This is a genomic window from Clostridium sp. AF37-5 (assembly GCF_003477605.1).
GTDB lineage: Bacteria > Bacillota > Clostridia > Lachnospirales > Lachnospiraceae > Eubacterium_F.
This window is the reverse complement of record NZ_QUDR01000004.1, coordinates 104997-123253: the sequence shown is the minus strand read 5'-3', so window position 1 is coordinate 123253 and position 18257 is coordinate 104997. Positions and strand designations below refer to the sequence as shown.

Here is an 18257-nt window from a genome sequence, read left to right as displayed (position 1 = left end):
TTCCGAGAATGGGTTTTAGTACCTGGAAGGATTGAGTTATCGTAAAACGGTCTCCATGTTCGTGGCTTACAATGCATCGTTTTAGTACCTGGAAGGATTGAGTTATCGTAAAACAGAATTTAATTACTACTTTGTCCGGCAAAGGTTTTAGTACCTGGAAGAATTGAGTTATCGTAAAACTCAGAAAAGATTGGGCGCGACATTTCCCCAGTTTTAGTACCTGGAAGAATTGAGTTATCGTAAAACTCTTGAATGGTTGCCCTTCTGTCTAATAGGGTTTTAGTACCTGAAAGAACTGAGCTATTGAAAAACTATGATTAAGGATAAAAATGCGCTGAAGAAGTTTGGTTATTGTAAAATTTATCAAGTTCAATATAATAGCAATTATTATTTTTGTATCAAAGAACGCATTATAGATATACAAATGATAAACAATAATATTTTATATATAGAGTAGAAAAAAAGAAAGAGAGGAATATACTATGGAAAGTATTTTAACGGCATTGCTATCTTCTGCTGCTTTGACAGCAGTGTTTATGAAACTATTTAGCAATTATGAAGAATTAAAATGTGAGGTGAGGTCACTCCCCTTGTGGGAGTGTGGATTGAAATAATTCAGCACATATATTCATACAGGAGGTTGATTGTCACTCCCCTTGCGGGAGTGTGGATTGAAATGCCTTTCTGCCAACTCCCCTTGCCACCCACCCCCAACTCATGTTACACTAAGACCAAACATTTCAACCGAAAGAAGGTGGCTGCTATGGGATTTTTTAAGAAAAAAGAAAAGGCTGCACCAAGTGGAGATTTTGACAGAGAAAATGAAAAGCCCATTATTAAAGCGAGCATTTGCAATGGGGAGCAGATTGCTGGATTTAAAAATATTCATACAGGCAAAATGAGAGAAATTATGCTGATAAAAACGTCGGCTGATTTGGAATATTTCAAGACTATGTATGGAATTGAAACGGAAATTGAAAAAGAGTATTAATGGAGGTGTTGTTTTATGCAAAAGAACAAAAAGCGGGCATATCCGGCATTTATCAGGGAAGATGGAGGAATGCAGTTAGTGTATGTGCCGGATTTTGCGATTTTTACGGAAGGTCATGATTTGGTAGATGCAATTGAAATGGCACGAGATGCTATTGGCATGACAGGAAAAACATACGAGGAAGACGGGAAAGAATTGCCGGAACCGTCAGATTACGAAGAAGCAATAAAGAAGGCTGAATTGATAAAAAGTGATTTTGATTATACGAAAGGCTATCTTACCTTGGTTGATGTGGATTTTCAACTATTTGACAGAGCTTAATTGGTCCACCTCAAATTAGTCTTATACTGCTTAAAATACTGCGATGTTTCATCATTCAGTGCACCAAGGATATTGTGATAAATGGGGGGAGTTACGAGAACCACATTTTTGCCTGCCATCTGTCAAAAATGTGTAACATAAAAGGGAGCCACAGAGTGACTCCCCCAGTGTAGTCCGAAAACATACACCTTTCTCAACACATGTACTATACTATATACTTAGAAAAAATGCAAGCAAAAATTCTAACCTGATAACATACCTAAACGGTTATTTGATTTTGTATCCATGATAGTATCCATAACTTATATTCATTTATACGCTTTCCTTCATTTGAAACATTATGTATCTGATATAACAGTATAGGAATAACAGTGCAATAAAAAAGCTGGCAGAGGTATTCTACTTGGGGTAAGGCCCTGTTAGAAAGTTTAGTCAGCACTTTTAGCTCATTTGTTTCGAGGTAACAAAGTAAAAAAACTTAAAAATAAAGGATTTTAGGCTTGGCAAAATATGAGAAGATTTCATCAATGAAAGTGAGTAATATGTTATAAATATGCCTGGTGGGATGTTTATTGGACAACAAAGTGTGGTAGGATAAAGGCATCGAAAGGGAAGGAAGGGGTGACAAACTATAACAGCAGTAACTATATTTTGAAAAAATATTCAATTAAGGAGGAATTTATTATGGCAGAATTAATTAGTGGAATATTAACAATAATCGTATGTTATCTGTTAGGTCACTGGGATGAAATTAAATTTAATAATAGAACTCCACCAGACGGTTATCACACAGATCATGAGGCACTCAACAGAGATCTTGTTCTTAAAGGGAAAAATGAAACTATGAGGCGTTTTAATCGTGGTGAATATGATGTGAAAGATTGATGATGTCAAAAAGTGGACTTGAGGATATTGTAAATTATGGCGGGTAAGCAACTTAGAATTTATCATAGTAAGAAGTGGAGGTAATTACATGGCAAGCTATGAAGATAAACAAACAAAGAAATATATGGAATATCACAATACGATCTATGTCGGTATAGGTTGCTCGCTCGGCACATTGTGTCATGCGCTTTTTACATTTCGCTGGGGGACAGCACATTACACCATGCTTTTATCTGGTATACTTGCGATTATATACGCACTTGTTCAAATGTATCGACGTAATTCGTACGCTCCTTACAGAGATAAAAAGATAGATGGTTTTGATATATTAGGGATTATTGTCGGCATGACGCTCGCAATTCTGGCGATTTACAAAATACGCTTATACTAAAAATCCCTCAGCAGTTTTGTCACTATAAAGGTGCTGAAGTCCTTTTTACCCACTCCCAATTCATATTTCAAGACCATGTATGGAATGGAAACAGAAATCGGAAAAGAGTATTAATGACGGTTGCGTAATTGTAAATTATGATGGGAAAGAAACTCAGAATTTGACATAGTAGACAGAGGAGGGAAATTCTATGTTTGGTCATTATAGTAAACAGGAAAGAAAATACCGTGGTTTTCATTCGTATTTTTATTGTGGTATTGGCTTCATTCTTGGGATTTTAATTCATGCGTTGTTTACATGGCGTTTTGGTATGACACATTTCATTTTCTTTTTTGTTGCGTTATTTGAGGTTGTATATGCTTTGATTCAAATGTATCGGTATCGGTCATATGCCCCATTTGAATTCGGTAAAACAACAGGTAAGAAAAAAATATGTGGTTTTGATAAATTTACTATTATTTTTTGTATGCTGGTTGCAATTATTATGATTTACAAAATGCCTTTTTACTAAAAATCTCTCAGTGGATTTGCTGCAATAATGTAAACGGAAAGGACTGAGTAATATGGCTGGGTTAGAACAGATAAAAGAGGGAAAGACAAAAGACTTTAATACTGTGTGTGATAGATTGGAGAAGAAATACAGAGATGAGGCAACATCAAATTAGTACCTAGATGAAAAGGGTGCTATTTTTACAATCAAAAACAAAAAGAAGATAATTGCCCCATCCCCCAAAACATGCTACACTAAAACCAAACATTTCAGCCCCAAAAGCACTAAGAAAGGAGCGCCTATGCCTACTTACCAAACCCTAACCGAAGGACTATACAACACAGCCGTTGGCAAATCATTTCTCGTGAAAGGAATAGAATACATAAAAATGAACGAAGCACTTCTTATGAGAAAAGACACGGGAACGTATTACACATATGGCATTGATTTTGGGAAAATGCCGGGTTTCTAAAGAAGTTAAAAAAATCTGTTCCGGTCGTTACGTCTGGAAAGTAGCAATATGCAGGTGAGCAATAGTGTATTGAATTGGAGGAATTTCATGGATACAAGAAAAAGTGACGCAATTTACGAAATACTATTACAAAAAGGCTTCGCCGAAAGTCTATGCCGGGAGATTGCATACAAATATATGAATACCGATTATACAGCCACACGAATGCTCGGCTATTTGTACCGCATGATCGAGCTAAAAGAAGAACAGCTTGTCGACGAAATGATAGCAATCTTAGAAGACAGAGACCGAATCATAAAAAAGCATGAGATGGAACAAGCACAGGCAGCCATCAATCGGATTTACAATGAAGGGTTGGAATAAATTAGTTTCACTGTATACTTAGCCAGAAAATGAGAATGTTGTTTCACATTCGGAACCGCTCCCGCTTAGAGAACGCACGTAGCGGTGCCTGAGGGCAAAATACGCCATCTAGGCACCGACGGTGTTCAATGTTCCTCATAGTGAAAGCAACATTCTCATTTTTTGCTAAGCATACAGCGAAATATTAAAAGCGTTGTCATGCAGGGCTTCAGGTGGATGTCAGAAAAAGTATGCCCTGCCCCCCCAAAATGCATTACAAGAACTAGTTTATATATAGTGTTAGATATCAATTTTTCAAAATCCCAGTAAATCATCAAGAAAACGGTTGCGATAAGTGGGTACAAACACGTGGGTATCGAGCATGTGTATTTAACATGCCGATACCCTTACGCGTTTGTTTAACGGGAGTGACCACTTAACGTAACCGTTTTCTTGATAATTTACGAAACTTGAAAAAATGCCACCTTGCAAAACTTATACAAATCCCCTATAATATAGACATAAAATTATAAAGGAGGCCAATTATGGGTTGTGCAAAAATGAAGAAGTTACTTTGCCACGGACTGGCTGTGGCGATGGTTGTGTCATTAACGGCCACGGCATCGGACAGCAGTGCGGCAGCAAAGAAAGCAAAACCTGCAAAAAAAACAATTAAGATTGAGCAGGGAAAATCAAAAAAGATTGTGGTAAAGAATAAGAAGAAAAAAGCAAAATACAAATTTACCGCATCAAACAAAAGAATTAAAGTTTCAGCTTCCGGCAAGGTCAAAGCAGTAAAAGTCGGAACTGCCAAAGTTACGGTGAAGGAAAAGTATAAGAAAAAGACAAAGAAAATTGGAACCGTAAAGATTATTGTAACAAAGAAAAAGACAGTTAAAGTGACGAAGGTACCGGTGCAGACGAGTAAACCAACAAATCAGCCGACAAGCACACCATTGGAGAAACCACTGGTGACCAAAGTGCCGATTAAGACGCCGGAACCGGTTGCGTCGGAAGTATACAGTAACTATTTTGAAGACGGGGACCTCAAAGGATTTGCGCCGATTGGTGGCAAACTGGAAGTTTCCAATTCACAGAACTACACAGAAGGCGGTATGAACAGTCTTCTTGTGAAAGACAGAACGAGTGAAACAGATGGTGCAAAACTTCCAATTTCCGCGTATGTGATTGCCGGTGAGCATTATCAGTTCAGCGTTGTTGTAAAGCAGGATACCGGAAAAAGCCAGAAGGTTGCACTTCGTATGACTTATACGGACCAGAATGGAATGGCAAGAGACGTTACGCTGATTACAAACGCAGATGCAGGAAAAACTTGCATAAGCGGTAAATGGACCACGCTCAAAGGTGAAATTACGATTCCGAAAAATCAGGGCGATGTTGCGATGACACTCACCATGACTACCGCGACGGATTCATTCCTTGTGGATGATGTTATCATTAGCGGAAAAGCACAGAATGATGTATATAAGGTTACAGATGCTCAGTACGAGGAGATGCTTGAAAATAGTGTGTACTCAACCGGAAATAACGCAAGAATCAAGAAAGTAATCAAAAATGCGAGAGACGGAAAAGACGTCACGCTTGCCTACATTGGCGGTTCCATTACTGAGGGCGCATTAGCAAAACCAAACAGCATGTGTTATGCGGAAGTTTCCGCAAAGACGTTTGGAGCAAAATATGGAAAGAACAATGGAGAAAATGTTCACTTTATCAATGCCGGAATGAGCGGAACGCCATCCGATATTGGTGTGGTACGTTACAACCGTGATGTGATTGATCGTTTGCCGGAGGGAAGCGACCATCCGGATGTGCTGTTCATTGAATTCGCTGTAAATGATTATGGTACGGCAACCGCAGGAAAAGGTTATGAAGGACTGATTCGCCAGGCATTGAAATCCGGCTCTGCCGTTGTGCTTGTGTTCTCAGTATTTCAGAAGGCGAGTGGCGGTGTTGTCTGTGAAAACAATTATCGTCCATTTGGTACGCATTATGATTTACCGATGATTAGTATGGGAAATGCGATTTCGTCTTATTTTGGTGGAAATGACCAGAAAGCATTTTATAAATGGTACTTTGGTGATTCTCTGCATCCAAACAACACCGGTTATCAGCTGATGGCAGACTGTATTACACGTATGTTTGATAAGATGGATAAAGAAACGGCAGAAGAAGATAATATCACTGATATGGATGCGATGGCACCGGTTAAGTCATCTGCTTACCAGGGAATGAAGATGTTGGATTCTAAGACTGATGTTACAAAGGACAATGCAATTACATCATTTAGCTCCGGCGGATTTAATCAAAATGATAATGCAACGGGCTCTTTTCAGTACGAGTATAAGGGACAAAAAGGCGCGGCATGGTTCCCAGATAACTGGATGCATACGTCAACAAGTGGCACGGACGCTTTGAAATTAAAAGTAAAATGTAAAGCACTTACGTTAATTTATAAATTAAGCAATTCGACAGAATATGGTTCGGCTGATTTGTATGTAGATGGAAAACTTCAGACAACTCTGAGTGGTTATGATACCAGTGGATGGAATAATGGTAAAGTATATGTAGCCATCGAAGAGGATGCCGAGGCAGAGCATACAATTGAACTTCGCATGAATGATAAAAGTGAATCGAAGAAGTTTACTCTGATGGCAATCGGTTATAACTAGATAGTTGAAGGGAAGAAAAACCTGTGGTACACTATGGTTGAAAATGAAGCAAGGATATGAGAATTATGATGTACACAGGAAAACAGCTAAGGGCACTTGTGATGCCTCTTATGTTTGAACAGTTTTTAAATGTAATGGTCGGCATGGTGGATACGCTGATGGTTTCTAAGGCTGGAGAAGCAGCGGTGTCCGGCGTAGCACTTACGACCAATATTAATCTATTAATTATTCAGGTTATGGCGGCACTTGCGACAGGAGGTGCCGTCGTTTGCAGTCAGTATAACGGACGACGTGATACAAAAGATGCTACGTATGCAGCAGGACAGTTAGAGACGGTGCTTTTCATTTTTTCAATGGCAGCAGCGTTTATTTGTGCAGTCTTTGGAAAGCAGATGTTACCGGCAATCTTTGGCAGTGTGGAAGATTCGGTTATGCACAGTGCATGGATTTATATGTTTGTAACGGCACTTTCTTATCCATTTCTTGGAATTTATAATGCGGGAGCAGCCATTTTCAGAAGTGTAGGAAACAGTAAGGTCAGTATGGGACTCAGTGTGTTAATGAATGCGATTAATATTGCGCTGAATGCGGTTTTGGTGGCACTTGGTTATGGGGTGCTCGGGGTGGCACTTGCGACACTTGTAAGTCGAGTTGTCTGTGGTGTTTGTATGACAATTTTGGTTGCCCGTCCTTATAATCCGTTGCAGTTAAAAAGATTTTCTTCTCTTATTCCTAATAAGAAAATGATTCTTCGGATTCTCCGAATTGGAATCCCAAGCGGAATTGAAAATAGTATGTTTCAGGTGGGAAAATTAATGGTGGTAAGCATGATAACAGCATTTGGAACGGCAGCGATTGCAGCCAATTCGGTCAGTTATTCAATTATTGAATTTCCGAATATTCCCGGCATGTCGATGGGACTTGCATTGATTACGGTGGTTGGAACGTGTCTTGGTGCCGGTGAAGTGGCACAGGCAAAAAAATATACGAAAAAGTTGATGTTATTTGCTTATGCAGGGGACTGGATTATGAATATTTTGCTGTTTGTTTTTGCGGTTCCTGTTGTGTCTGTATTTTCGCTTTCGTCGGAGGCGACACAAATGGCAGCAGAGGTGCTTCGCTGGTTTAGTACAATTGCTGTTTTTATCTGGCCACTCAGTTTTACCCTGCCAAATGCATTGCGGGCAGCAGGCGATGTGAAGTTTACGATGCTGACAGGAATTATTTCTATGTGGTTGTTCCGCGTGCTTTGCAGTTATATACTTGCGGTGGTATGTAACATGGGTATTTTAGGCGTGTGGTTTGGTATGTTTATTGACTGGGCGGTCCGCTCGTTGTTATTTGCTGTGAGATATTTGTCCGGGCGCTGGCAGATGAAAAAAGTGATTTAAGATATTTACTGATTTTAAGGAGAACTGGTTATGATACAAGAAATTGCACCAAAAAAGTTTGATAATGCTTATCATGTAAAAAGCCCAAAGCCGGATGATTTTGTCCTTGTTTTTCGTGGACATGGGAAACCGGATGACAGGATTTTGTGCCGTATTGAAGATGGAAAAATTGTGCTTCCAACCTGCAGTGAATTGGGGTGTGAAAAGCATTTATTACAATATTTATTTTCGATCGATGAAACCTGTTATTTTCTTTATATGCCGGGGGATTTATCAGCGGGTTTGTTTATATCAGACATTTTTTCTTTTTCCTATGAACCAATTCGGAGTCTCCGCAGAAATGACCCAGTATACACCTGCTTTGCCGGTATGACAGGGTATCATTTGTATGTCTGGTACCGCGACAATGTTTTTTGCGGGCGCTGTGGTGTAAAAACCGTGCATGATAAAAAGGAGCGGATGAAGAGGTGCCCGCATTGTGGAAATTTGATTTTTCCAAAGATTGCCCCAGCGGTGATTATCGGGTTGATTCATGAGGATTCTATTTTGATTTCCACGTATGCAGACCGTCCCTACAAAGGGCGTGCACTGCTTGCCGGTTTCTGTGAAATTGGTGAGACACCGGAGCAGACGGTCGTGCGTGAGGTGCAGGAAGAAGTGGGACTTCGTGTGAAAAATATCCGTTATTTTGACAGCCAGCCATGGGGCTTTGACTCGAATCTTTTACTTGGCTATTACTGCGAAGTAGATGGCGGTACTTCGATTACAATGGACGAAACGGAGCTTGCAACGGCACGCTTTGTTAAGCGGGATAAAATTGAAGAAGACAAAAATCTTTTAAGCCTTACGGCAACGATGATTGACCGGTTTCGCAAAGGACTGGAATAGCTTTTTTATTGCGGTATATTTTCCCAGTTTGACAAATATATTGGTACAAAGAATGTGGTGCTGGAAATGAATATTTATGTTAAAAAAACAAGAGGTTAAGTTGTATCTTGGAACCGTTGTCTTGCTTGAACTTTTGGGCGCATTAGGAGCATTTGTAATTCGGGATGGCATAGCAGAATATGGTATGGGAATTCGGCCGGTTATTTCTCCGCCGGCAGTGCTGTTTCCAATTGTTTGGACGATTTTGTATGCCCTGATGGGAATCGGACTTGCCCGTATTTTTAGCAGTGAAGAAAGCATGGCAAAAACAATCGGACTCAATTTGTTTTGGGTACAATTATTCTTTAATCTTATGTGGGGCGTTTTCTTCTTTAATCTGCAGGCCTATGGATTTGCCCTTGTCTGGCTTCTCATTATGCTTTTGTTGATTTTTATGATGATACTTGTATGGCGCCTCATTGACCCGGTGGCTGCATGGCTTCAGATTCCCTATCTTTTGTGGGTGATTTTTGCAGCGGTTTTAAATGCGTCGGTGTGGTGGATGAAAAAATAGTTGTTCATAGTAAATCAAAATAAATTTTCCGCCGATATAATATCTGTACCATAAAAATATTTACAAATAAGATAAGATTAAGGATAAACGAATGAAAACACTTCTTTTAATTGAAGATGATGAAATAAACAGACAGTTCCTTTTAGAAATATTGCAGGAGGACTATGTAGTGCTGACGGCTGCAAATGGGCAGCAGGGACTGGATATATTAGAGAAAGAGGCTCAAAGCATATCGGTGATTTTATTAGACATTCAGATGCCGGTTATGAATGGTTTTTAGTTTTTGAAACACGTTGAAAACAATTCTGATTACAACAGAATACCGATTTTGGTTACGACAGTATTAGATGGTGAAGAGGATGAAAAAGAATGTTTAAAACTGGGTGTTTCGGATTTTATTGTTAAGCCGTACAGTCCATTACTTGTAAAAATGCGTGTGGAAAATATTATTCATATGACGGAAAGTGAAGATATGATTTCGGAGCTGGAAATGGATGCGTTGACCGGGTGAAATACCGCATTATATATAAGGATGGTACGGTGAAGACAGTGCTTGACTATGGGCGGTTTGTGCATACAGAGATGTATGGGGATGTCTATTATGTATTTATTAATGATGTCACAGAAGACTTTTAAAGCATGGAACAGTTAGCAGAAAATTTTATGGGGAGAAAATTTTGTAAAACGAACAAATGTTCATTTTTTCATTGCAATACAATTTTCAATGTGCTATACTTGTATCACGAGTAGTGAACGACCTATCGATAGGGAATGAATCATATGATTTGTTCCCTATGTTGTTATACCAATTCATCTAGACGGAGGTGGACAAATAAACGATGGACCATTTCGTATTACATTCCGAATATCAGCCGACCGGTGACCAGCCGCAGGCGATTGATGCTCTAGTGAAAGGCTTTCAGGAAGGAAATCAGTTTCAGACCCTTCTTGGTGTTACCGGTTCCGGTAAAACTTTTACAATGGCAAATGTGATTGAAAAATTGAATAAGCCGACGCTTGTGATTGCGCATAATAAGACACTGGCGGCACAGCTGTATGGAGAATTTAAAGAATTTTTCCCGGAGAATGCGGTAGAATATTTTGTGTCATACTATGATTATTACCAGCCGGAAGCCTATGTGCCTTCAACGGATACTTATATAGAAAAGGATTCGGCAATCAATGACGAAATTGATAAACTGCGCCACTCGGCGACAGCGGCACTGACTGAGCGCAGTGATGTGGTTATTATTGCGAGTGTTTCCTGCATTTATGGACTGGGTAGTCCAATCGATTATCAAAATATGACGGTCTCTCTGCGTCCGGGCATGGAAAAGGATAGGGATGAGGTGATTCGGCGTCTGATTGATATTCAGTACACGCGGAATGATATGGATTTTCATCGTGGCACGTTCCGTGTGCGTGGTGATGTAGTTGAGATTTTTCCGGCATCGGCAAGTGACCGTGCGATTCGGGTTGAGTTCTTTGGAGATGAAGTAGACAGGATTCAGGAAATTGATGTTGTGACCGGAGAGGCGACGGCCGATTTAGAGCATATGGTTGTTTTCCCGGCATCCCATTATGTAGTGGCACCGGATAAGATGGAGCGTGCGATTGCGGGAATTGAAAAAGAACTGGATGAGCGCGTGAAGTATTTTAAGAGTGAGGATAAATTGATTGAGGCGCAGCGGATTTCCGAGAGGACACATTTTGATGTTGAGATGTTACGGGAGACCGGTTTTTGTTCCGGCATTGAGAATTATTCCATGCATTTGAATGGGTTACAGCCGATGGAAACGCCGATGACTTTGATGGATTATTTTCCGGATGATTTTTTGATTATTGTGGACGAGTCTCATATTACGATTCCACAGATTGGCGGGATGTTTGCCGGGGACCAGTCGAGGAAATCTACACTTGTAGAATATGGATTTCGCCTGCCTTCTGCAAAAAGTAACCGCCCTCTGAATTTTGAAGAATTTGAGGGGCATATTAACCAGATGATGTTTGTTTCGGCAACGCCTTCGACGTATGAGACAGAGCATGAGCTGCTTCGTACCGAGCAGATTATTCGTCCGACGGGGCTTTTAGATCCGGAACTTGATGTAAGACCGGTTAAAGGACAGGTGGATGATTTGCTCGGAGAGATTCGAAAGGTTACTGAGAAGAAGGGAAAGGTTCTCGTTACGACACTGACAAAACGAATGGCAGAGGATTTAACAAAGTATCTGAAGGAAGTCGGGATACGTGTGCGGTATCTGCATTCGGACATTGATACGCTGGAGCGTTCAGAAATTATCCGCGATATGCGTCTGGATGTGTTTGATGTCTTAGTCGGAATTAACCTGTTGCGAGAGGGACTTGATATTCCGGAGATTCAGTTAGTAGCGATTCTGGATGCGGACAAAGAAGGTTTCTTACGTTCGGAGACTTCTTTGATTCAGACGATTGGACGTGCGGCACGAAACTCGGAAGGACATGTTATTATGTATGCAGATAAGATTACCGATTCCATGCGTAAGGCAATTGATGAAACCGAGCGGCGTCGCAAGATACAAAAAGAATATAATGAAGAACACGGCATTGTGCCAAAGACAATTCAGAAGGCGGTGCGCGATCGAATCCGTATTTCAAAGAAAGCAGGTACGGATATTACGGAAGAAGAGAAAGATCCGGAATCCATGAGTTTTGAGGAATTGCAGCGTCATATTGCTAAGATGATGAAACAGATGAATCAGGCAGCGGCTGAGTTGAATTTTGAAAAGGCTGCCAAACTGCGTGACCGGATGATTGAATATAAAAAGCATTTAGAGGAAATCCGCAGTGAACTTTAGAAGCAAAAAAGCGATGGAGGTTAGTATGGATACAAAGCGAGAAATACGGATACGAGGTGCCAAAGAGCATAATCTTCAAAATATTGATTTGGATATTCCAAGAGATAAATTTGTGGTGTTGACCGGTTTAAGCGGTTCCGGAAAGTCATCGTTAGCGTTTGACACCATTTACGCCGAAGGACAGAGAAGATATATGGAGTCATTATCTTCTTATGCCAGACAGTTTTTAGGTCAGATGGAGAAGCCGGATGTTGAGAGTTTAGAAGGGCTTCCACCGGCAATTTCGATTGACCAGAAATCGACGAATCGTAATCCACGTTCTACGGTTGGTACGGTTACGGAAATTTATGATTATTTCCGTCTTTTATATGCCAGAATTGGAATTCCTCATTGCCCGAAGTGTGGCAAGGAAATCCAAAAACAGTCGGTAGACCAGATGGTGGATGAAATTATGAAGTTGCCGGAGCGTACGAAAATTATGCTGCTTGCCCCGGTTGTGCGTGGCCGCAAAGGAGAGCATGTAAAAGTATTAGACAAGGCAAAGCGCAGCGGTTATGTGCGCGTTGTCGTGGATGGTAATTTGTATTCGCTGGATGAAGAAATCAAGTTAGAGAAAAATAAAAAACACAACATTGAAATTGTAGTGGACCGACTTTCTATTCGCGAAGGAATTGAAAAACGAATGACCGATTCTATTGAAACGGTGCTTAAGTTAGCCGATGGTTTATTGGTTGTCGATGTGATTGGAGGAGAAAAAATTTCTTTCAGTCAGAGTTTTTCCTGTCCGGACTGTGGAATTAGTGTAGATGAAATTGAGCCACGCAGTTTTTCGTTTAACAATCCATTTGGTGCGTGCCCTGAATGTCATGGAATCGGTTACCGGATGGAGTTTGATGAGGATTTGATTATTCCGGATAAGACGCTTAGTATTGCACAGGGAGCGATTGCAGCACCGGGATGGCAGTCTGTGGTAAATCCGGATAGCTACAGTCGTGCAATTTTGGATGCGATGGCAGAGTTTTATGGATTTGATTTAGATACACCATATGGGGAATATCCGGAGGATGTTCATGACTTAATCTGGTATGGTACCGGCGGTCAGCGTGTGGAAGTTCATTATACCGGCAGACATGGACACGGTGTTTATAATATTGCGTTTGAGGGACTGCTTGGTAATTTACAGAAGCGGTATCGTGAGACCGGTTCGGAGACTACGAAGCAGGAATATGAGTCATTTATGCAGATTACGCCCTGCCATGTCTGCGGCGGCAAGCGGTTGAAAAAAGAATCCCTTGCGGTTACGGTTGGGGATAAAAACATTGCAGAAATTAGTGAATATTCCATTATAGATTTGAAGAAATTTATGGATGAATTGACATTGACCGACAGACAAAAGCAGATTGGGCGTCTTGTGTTAAAGGAAATTCGTTCGCGTCTGGGATTTTTGGTAGATGTTGGTCTTGATTATTTATCACTGGCGCGTGCGACGGCTACACTTTCCGGCGGAGAGGCACAGCGAATCCGCCTGGCGACACAGATTGGTTCGGGACTTGTCGGTGTGGCTTATATTTTGGATGAGCCGAGTATTGGTCTGCATCAGCGGGATAATGACCGGTTGATTGCTACGTTAAAGAAACTTCGTGACCTTGGTAATACGCTGATTGTCGTGGAACATGATGAGGATACCATGCGTGAGGCGGATTATATTGTGGACATCGGACCGGGAGCAGGAAAAAATGGCGGACACGTGGTTGCGTGCGGTACGGCAGAAGATTTGATGAAAGTGCCGGAGTCGATTACAGGTGCTTATTTAAGTGGGAAAAAGCAGATTCCTGTGCCAGCAAAGAGACGCAAACCAACAGGTTATCTGAAAGTAAAAGGTGCCAGCGAAAATAATTTGAAAAATATTAATGTCAAGATTCCTCTGGGGGTAATGACCTGCGTGACCGGTGTATCCGGTTCCGGAAAGAGTTCTCTTGTGAATGAAATTTTGTGTAAGAGTCTGACCCGCACATTAAACCGGGCTCGCTGTATCCCGGGAAAGCATAAAGGAATTGAAGGCGTGGAGCAGTTAGATAAGGTAATTAATATTGACCAGTCTCCGATTGGACGAACCCCTCGTTCAAACCCGGCAACTTATACCGGTGTATTTGATATGATACGAGATTTATTTGCTTCGACACCGGATGCGAAAGCAAAAGGATACAAGAAAGGACGTTTTAGTTTTAATGTGAAGGGCGGCCGTTGTGAAGCATGCAGTGGTGACGGTATATTGAAAATTGAGATGAACTTCCTTCCGGATATTTATGTCCCTTGCGAAGTTTGTGGCGGAAAGCGGTATAATCGTGAGACACTGGATGTTAAGTATAAGGGAAAAAGTATTTACGATGTGTTAGATATGACGGTAGAAGATGCCCTTGAATTTTTCCGAAATATTCCGACGATTCACCGCAAGATTCAGACGTTGTATGATGTGGGATTGTCATATGTCAAATTAGGGCAGCCATCGACTACGTTGTCCGGTGGTGAGGCTCAGCGCATCAAGCTTGCGACAGAATTGAGTAAGAGAAGTACCGGACGGACCATTTATATTTTGGACGAGCCGACGACAGGACTTCATTTTGCGGATGTTCATAAGTTGATTGAAATCTTGCAGCGGCTGACTGAAGGCGGTAACTCTGTGGTTGTTATTGAACACAATCTGGATGTGATTAAGACGGCAGATTATATCGTTGACATGGGACCGGAAGGCGGTGACCGCGGCGGCACGGTTGTTACGCAGGGAACGCCGGAACAGGTGGCAAACTGCGAAGAATCCTATACGGGTTACTATATGAAAAAGATGTTGAAGGAGAATTAGGATGTATTCATTTTTTGCGATGATGGCGCGCATGAAAAATATTGAGCGATGGGCACTTATGCGAAATTCTATTCAGGAAAATATTAGTGAACACTCGCTGGAAGTTGCGATGTTAGCGCACGGACTTTCACTCATAGCCAATGAGAAATGTGGAAAACACGTGGATTTCAATGGAATTGCTCTCATGGGAATGTATCACGATGCGAATGAAATCATTACCGGAGACATGCCTACGCCTGTCAAGTATTATGATGATGATATCAAAGAAGCTTATAAACGGGTGGAGTATGTTGCGAGTAAAAAGATGGTGGATAAACTGCCGGATTATATGAAAAAGCATTATGAGAAATTGTTTTTCCCGCAGGAGGACAAAGCATATGAGTGGCGTCTTGTGAAAGCGGCAGATAAGTTATCTGCACTGATTAAATGTAAGCAGGAATTAAATTCCGGCAATCAGGAATTTAAGACGGCATACGAAACAACGAAAAAAGCACTGCATGATATGAATATGGAAGAAGTTGAAGTGTTTATGCAGGATTTTCTGCCTGCCTATGATTTGACACTGGACGAATTGCAGGCAAAATAATCGGTCACACATTTTACACAGACTAAACACAGAGTGACCATTTCCTTTCGATACAATGTGACCATAACAATAAATCATTTGTATATGAAGTGGAGGTTACATATGGAAGGAAAGAAGATTCGAGCAATAGGCACCAGTCTGATTTTGTGTTTGGCGGCTATGAACATTTCCGGATGTAGCTCAAAGGATAGTGAGAGTTCAACAAATGCAGTAATGGGGCGTGTGACAAGTGTTTCAGACACGCAGATAGTGATGGAAGTTATGGATAAGCAGGATGACAAAAAGCCGGAAGCAGCAAGTGGAGGAGCTGCCGGAATCGAGGGGAATAAACCGCAGGGAACCCCACCGGCTGGTATGCAGCAGGATAATGATGGCAAGAAACCGGAGGGAACCCCACCGGCAGATGCGAAGGATGGTGGCAAAAAGAAAGGTGAGTCAAAGACTTACCAGATTGACAGCGATACCAAGATATATAAGAAATCCGGTGAGGAAAGTACGGAAATCTCGGTAAGTGAAATTAATCCGGGAGAGATGGTCAGTGTGGAGACAGATGGTGAGAAGGCAACAAGTATTACCGTTTCCGATATGTCTGCCATGGGGCAGCCCGGACAAAATTCGCAGGACACTTCTTCCGGTAAATAGCCATGTCAGACCTTTTGTGTAGCATGATTTGACTCGGGATGATTTTGGTCTGAAAGATTTTGGCTTGGAAGATGAATAAGCCGAATGGATTTGCTGCCGTCTGCTTCTTTGATAACGAGGTAGAGAGAATCGGCAGAACCGGAAAACATGGTTAAAATGTTGCTTTGCGGTGGTAATTGTAATTCGCGGAATGCAAGCAGTTTTTGCAGGGAACTGCTTTCGCATTCTCCGCGAAATAAGCCACGAGGTGTCAGAACATAAAGAGTATTTCCAAGATTTGTGATGTGGAAATCCTCTTTTTTTTGTGCAAAACTGCCCAGTGGAAATGTGTGTGTGACCTCACCGGAGCGGATATCATAGTCGCGCAGATAAATTTCTTCGGTCGTTTTTTTTGTTTCAATTGTTAAATAATGCAAATCATAAAAAATATTTTCCCCCGGCATACCGCTTATGGAACTGCCGCCAAATGCCAGTCGTTCTAATAAATTGTATATTGTTACATTTCCGTATTGATAGGTGATGGCGATGGAAGTGCCATTACACCGGATATCTTTGATTTCATCCGTATTTTGTTTGTTGTTTAAGTGGATGAGATTTATATTTTTTATGTTGCCGTTATTTCGCAGACAGACAATGGATTGCTTTGCTAATTTGCCTTTTGACCATTTCTTTTTGCAGGCATAGAGAGCCCCGTTCGTATTATACGAAAAATGCTCTAGTGTTTCGGATTTCTTTATTTTCCATGATTCTACGTTAGTCGTCCAACCGGATTTTTCATCCCAGATATTTCGGATATATTGATTTTTTTTGCGAATAAACTGAGACAAAACACGTTCCGTCGGATGATAAATCAATGTCGATTCTTCTTCATCAGAAAGAGAAGTCACACAATAAGAAATGGATGTTGGTTTGTCCGCAGTTGTTTTTGCTGCCGTTTGCTTTTTCTTTGTTATGGGCTTGTCCGATTCTATGTAAAAAATAAGAAGAAAAGCAGTGCAGCATAAAAAAAACAGTAACAAAAATAGTTTTGTGATTTTCTTGTTTCTTTTGAAAATTTGTATCATAATATTCCTCCTTGCTGAATTGCAAACAATGATACGGATTGCTCCGTTGTTTCACAACTTTCGCAATCCTGCAAACATTCGAAATCCGCGGATTTATTGCATAAATCGCTACTTTCTCATGTTTGGCGGGTACCAAGGTCCAACCTCTTATCATGCAAGCATGACGAGTTTGGACTTTGTGCCTTGCTGAATTGCAAACAATGATACGGATTGCTCCGTTGTTTCACAACTTCCGCAATCCTGCAAACATTCGAAATCCGCAGATTTATTGCATAAATCGCTACTTTCTCATGTTTGGCGGGTACCAAGGTCCAACCTCTTATCATGCAAGCATGAACGAGTTTGGACTTTGGTACCCTTGTATCATTGTATGCGCAGCGAGGGGAAACTATGACAGGCTATGCCATATTGTTTGCCGTTTTGTATTTATAAATCATCTCTGCGTGATTTTGTTCTTCTGTCTGGATGTGATTTAAGAGTCTTCGGATATTGCTGGCAGAAAAACGGAAAACATCATCATTATAGGTGGATGAAACGAGTTTTTCTGTTGCAATACAGTCGGTACATAAAAATTGGTCATGCTTTTTCTCTTCAGAGTTGTTACCTGCTGCGTAACTTTCGGAAGGCGTGTATCCCTCCATACCGCTGCGGGCGGCACTTACATTTGGTACATCACCCTTGAGCACCATGCCTAAGGAGTCAAAATGTTCCTGCTCCTCATCACCAATGCGGTGAAATAAGTTTTTTAGTTCTTCGTCATGGGCAGACTGCTCATAAAAGCGGTATTTGTCAACACATGCTTTCTCCTGTGTCTGTAAATCTTTGATTACGTTGGTTTCCTGTTCTGTTAATTGCAT

At 41.0% G+C, this 18257-nt stretch carries 20 protein-coding genes and 1 CRISPR repeat array (1 of these 21 only partly in view); of the genes, 18 read left to right on the top strand and 2 right to left on the bottom strand.

Features of this window, described 5'->3' with window-relative positions:
* A CRISPR array of direct repeats spans nucleotides 1-312; the repeat unit is 36 nt; unit sequence GTTTTAGTACCTGGAAGGATTGAGTTATCGTAAAAC; it reaches 1304 nt to the left of the window's first position.
* A 170-nt stretch (nucleotides 313-482) separates the two neighbouring features.
* From DW019_RS15625 to DW019_RS04085, 18 genes are all read left to right on the top strand, one after another.
* Nucleotides 483-614: a hypothetical protein gene (locus DW019_RS15625; protein ID WP_279217637.1), complete on the top strand. Its 132-nt coding sequence runs from the start codon at nucleotides 483-485 to the stop codon at nucleotides 612-614.
* A gap of 149 nt (nucleotides 615-763) precedes the next feature.
* Nucleotides 764-991: an aspartate dehydrogenase gene (locus DW019_RS04160; protein ID WP_118442607.1), complete on the top strand. Its 228-nt coding sequence runs from the start codon at nucleotides 764-766 to the stop codon at nucleotides 989-991.
* Nucleotides 992-1006: 15 nt separating this feature from the next.
* Nucleotides 1007-1312: a type II toxin-antitoxin system HicB family antitoxin gene (locus DW019_RS04155; protein WP_118442606.1), complete on the top strand. Its 306-nt coding sequence runs from the start codon at nucleotides 1007-1009 to the stop codon at nucleotides 1310-1312.
* A gap of 684 nt (nucleotides 1313-1996) precedes the next feature.
* Nucleotides 1997-2197 (top strand): hypothetical protein, encoded by a 201-nt coding sequence (locus DW019_RS04150; protein ID WP_118442605.1) that lies wholly within the window; start codon nucleotides 1997-1999, stop codon nucleotides 2195-2197.
* Nucleotides 2198-2285: 88 nt separating this feature from the next.
* Nucleotides 2286-2588 carry a hypothetical protein gene (locus tag DW019_RS04145; protein ID WP_118442604.1) on the top strand — a complete coding sequence of 101 codons (303 nt, stop codon included), beginning with the start codon at nucleotides 2286-2288 and terminating at the stop codon, nucleotides 2586-2588.
* A 190-nt stretch (nucleotides 2589-2778) separates the two neighbouring features.
* Complete coding sequence (locus tag DW019_RS04140) at nucleotides 2779-3099, top strand: hypothetical protein (RefSeq protein ID WP_118442603.1); 321 nt, start codon at nucleotides 2779-2781, stop codon at nucleotides 3097-3099.
* 538 nt (nucleotides 3100-3637) lie between these two features.
* Nucleotides 3638-3913 carry a hypothetical protein gene (locus tag DW019_RS04135; RefSeq protein WP_118442602.1) on the top strand — a complete coding sequence of 92 codons (276 nt, stop codon included), beginning with the start codon at nucleotides 3638-3640 and terminating at the stop codon, nucleotides 3911-3913.
* A 524-nt stretch (nucleotides 3914-4437) separates the two neighbouring features.
* Complete coding sequence (locus DW019_RS04130; RefSeq protein WP_118442601.1) at nucleotides 4438-6582, top strand: carbohydrate binding domain-containing protein; 2145 nt, start codon at nucleotides 4438-4440, stop codon at nucleotides 6580-6582.
* A 56-nt stretch (nucleotides 6583-6638) separates the two neighbouring features.
* Complete coding sequence (locus tag DW019_RS04125) at nucleotides 6639-7973, top strand: MATE family efflux transporter (protein WP_243024093.1); 1335 nt, start codon at nucleotides 6639-6641, stop codon at nucleotides 7971-7973.
* Nucleotides 7974-8003: 30 nt separating this feature from the next.
* Nucleotides 8004-8861, top strand: a complete 858-nt coding sequence (locus DW019_RS04120; RefSeq protein ID WP_118442600.1) for an NUDIX domain-containing protein — start codon at nucleotides 8004-8006, stop codon at nucleotides 8859-8861.
* Nucleotides 8862-8937: 76 nt separating this feature from the next.
* Complete coding sequence (locus tag DW019_RS04115; protein ID WP_118442599.1) at nucleotides 8938-9414, top strand: TspO/MBR family protein; 477 nt, start codon at nucleotides 8938-8940, stop codon at nucleotides 9412-9414.
* Between the two features lie 91 nt (nucleotides 9415-9505).
* The gene (locus DW019_RS04110) at nucleotides 9506-9694 is read left to right on the top strand and encodes a response regulator (RefSeq protein WP_118442598.1); all 189 of its coding nucleotides are present in this window, start codon (nucleotides 9506-9508) and stop codon (nucleotides 9692-9694) included.
* Nucleotides 9695-9697: 3 nt separating this feature from the next.
* Nucleotides 9698-9925 carry a hypothetical protein gene (locus tag DW019_RS04105; protein WP_117479197.1) on the top strand — a complete coding sequence of 76 codons (228 nt, stop codon included), beginning with the start codon at nucleotides 9698-9700 and terminating at the stop codon, nucleotides 9923-9925.
* Nucleotides 9922-10050: a hypothetical protein gene (locus DW019_RS15620; protein ID WP_278286517.1), complete on the top strand. Its 129-nt coding sequence runs from the start codon at nucleotides 9922-9924 to the stop codon at nucleotides 10048-10050. Before DW019_RS04105 ends, DW019_RS15620 begins: the two co-directional genes overlap by 4 nt.
* A gap of 203 nt (nucleotides 10051-10253) precedes the next feature.
* On the top strand, nucleotides 10254-12248 hold the full coding sequence (gene uvrB, locus DW019_RS04100; RefSeq protein ID WP_118442597.1) for an excinuclease ABC subunit UvrB: 1995 nt from the start codon (nucleotides 10254-10256) through the stop codon (nucleotides 12246-12248).
* Nucleotides 12249-12273: 25 nt separating this feature from the next.
* Nucleotides 12274-15108, top strand: coding sequence for an excinuclease ABC subunit UvrA (uvrA, locus tag DW019_RS04095; RefSeq protein ID WP_117479195.1), 2835 nt, complete (start codon nucleotides 12274-12276; stop codon nucleotides 15106-15108).
* A gap of 1 nt (nucleotide 15109) precedes the next feature.
* Nucleotides 15110-15694, top strand: a complete 585-nt coding sequence (gene yfbR / locus DW019_RS04090; RefSeq protein ID WP_117479194.1) for a 5'-deoxynucleotidase — start codon at nucleotides 15110-15112, stop codon at nucleotides 15692-15694.
* Nucleotides 15695-15796: 102 nt separating this feature from the next.
* On the top strand, nucleotides 15797-16336 hold the full coding sequence (locus DW019_RS04085; protein ID WP_117479193.1) for a hypothetical protein: 540 nt from the start codon (nucleotides 15797-15799) through the stop codon (nucleotides 16334-16336).
* A gap of 5 nt (nucleotides 16337-16341) precedes the next feature.
* Here the strand turns inward: DW019_RS04085 and DW019_RS04080 are convergent, their stop codons facing one another.
* Nucleotides 16342-17400: a hypothetical protein gene (locus tag DW019_RS04080; protein WP_118442596.1), complete on the bottom strand. Its 1059-nt coding sequence runs from the start codon at nucleotides 17398-17400 to the stop codon at nucleotides 16342-16344.
* A gap of 398 nt (nucleotides 17401-17798) precedes the next feature.
* On the bottom strand, nucleotides 17799-18257 hold the full coding sequence (locus tag DW019_RS04075; RefSeq protein ID WP_022377833.1) for a ferritin-like domain-containing protein: 459 nt from the start codon (nucleotides 18255-18257) through the stop codon (nucleotides 17799-17801).

Bases quoted from the DNA above. Each gene is read 5' to 3' on its own strand.
- DW019_RS15625 (WP_279217637.1), top strand. From the start codon at position 483: ATGGAAAGTATTTTAACGGCATTGCTATCTTCTGCTGCTTTGACAGCA.
- DW019_RS04160 (WP_118442607.1), top strand. From the start codon at position 764: ATGGGATTTTTTAAGAAAAAAGAAAAGGCTGCACCAAGTGGAGATTTT.
- DW019_RS04155 (WP_118442606.1), top strand. From the start codon at position 1,007: ATGCAAAAGAACAAAAAGCGGGCATATCCGGCATTTATCAGGGAAGAT.
- DW019_RS04150 (WP_118442605.1), top strand. From the start codon at position 1,997: ATGGCAGAATTAATTAGTGGAATATTAACAATAATCGTATGTTATCTG.
- DW019_RS04145 (WP_118442604.1), top strand. From the start codon at position 2,286: ATGGCAAGCTATGAAGATAAACAAACAAAGAAATATATGGAATATCAC.
- DW019_RS04140 (WP_118442603.1), top strand. From the start codon at position 2,779: ATGTTTGGTCATTATAGTAAACAGGAAAGAAAATACCGTGGTTTTCAT.
- DW019_RS04135 (WP_118442602.1), top strand. From the start codon at position 3,638: ATGGATACAAGAAAAAGTGACGCAATTTACGAAATACTATTACAAAAA.
- DW019_RS04130 (WP_118442601.1), top strand. From the start codon at position 4,438: ATGGGTTGTGCAAAAATGAAGAAGTTACTTTGCCACGGACTGGCTGTG.
- DW019_RS04125 (WP_243024093.1), top strand. From the start codon at position 6,639: ATGAGAATTATGATGTACACAGGAAAACAGCTAAGGGCACTTGTGATG.
- DW019_RS04120 (WP_118442600.1), top strand. From the start codon at position 8,004: ATGATACAAGAAATTGCACCAAAAAAGTTTGATAATGCTTATCATGTA.
- DW019_RS04115 (WP_118442599.1), top strand. From the start codon at position 8,938: ATGTTAAAAAAACAAGAGGTTAAGTTGTATCTTGGAACCGTTGTCTTG.
- DW019_RS04110 (WP_118442598.1), top strand. From the start codon at position 9,506: ATGAAAACACTTCTTTTAATTGAAGATGATGAAATAAACAGACAGTTC.
- uvrB (WP_118442597.1), top strand. From the start codon at position 10,254: ATGGACCATTTCGTATTACATTCCGAATATCAGCCGACCGGTGACCAG.
- uvrA (WP_117479195.1), top strand. From the start codon at position 12,274: ATGGATACAAAGCGAGAAATACGGATACGAGGTGCCAAAGAGCATAAT.
- yfbR (WP_117479194.1), top strand. From the start codon at position 15,110: ATGTATTCATTTTTTGCGATGATGGCGCGCATGAAAAATATTGAGCGA.
- DW019_RS04085 (WP_117479193.1), top strand. From the start codon at position 15,797: ATGGAAGGAAAGAAGATTCGAGCAATAGGCACCAGTCTGATTTTGTGT.
- DW019_RS04080 (WP_118442596.1), bottom strand. From the start codon at position 17,400: ATGATACAAATTTTCAAAAGAAACAAGAAAATCACAAAACTATTTTTG.
- DW019_RS04075 (WP_022377833.1), bottom strand. From the start codon at position 18,257: ATGCAATTAACAGAACAGGAAACCAACGTAATCAAAGATTTACAGACA.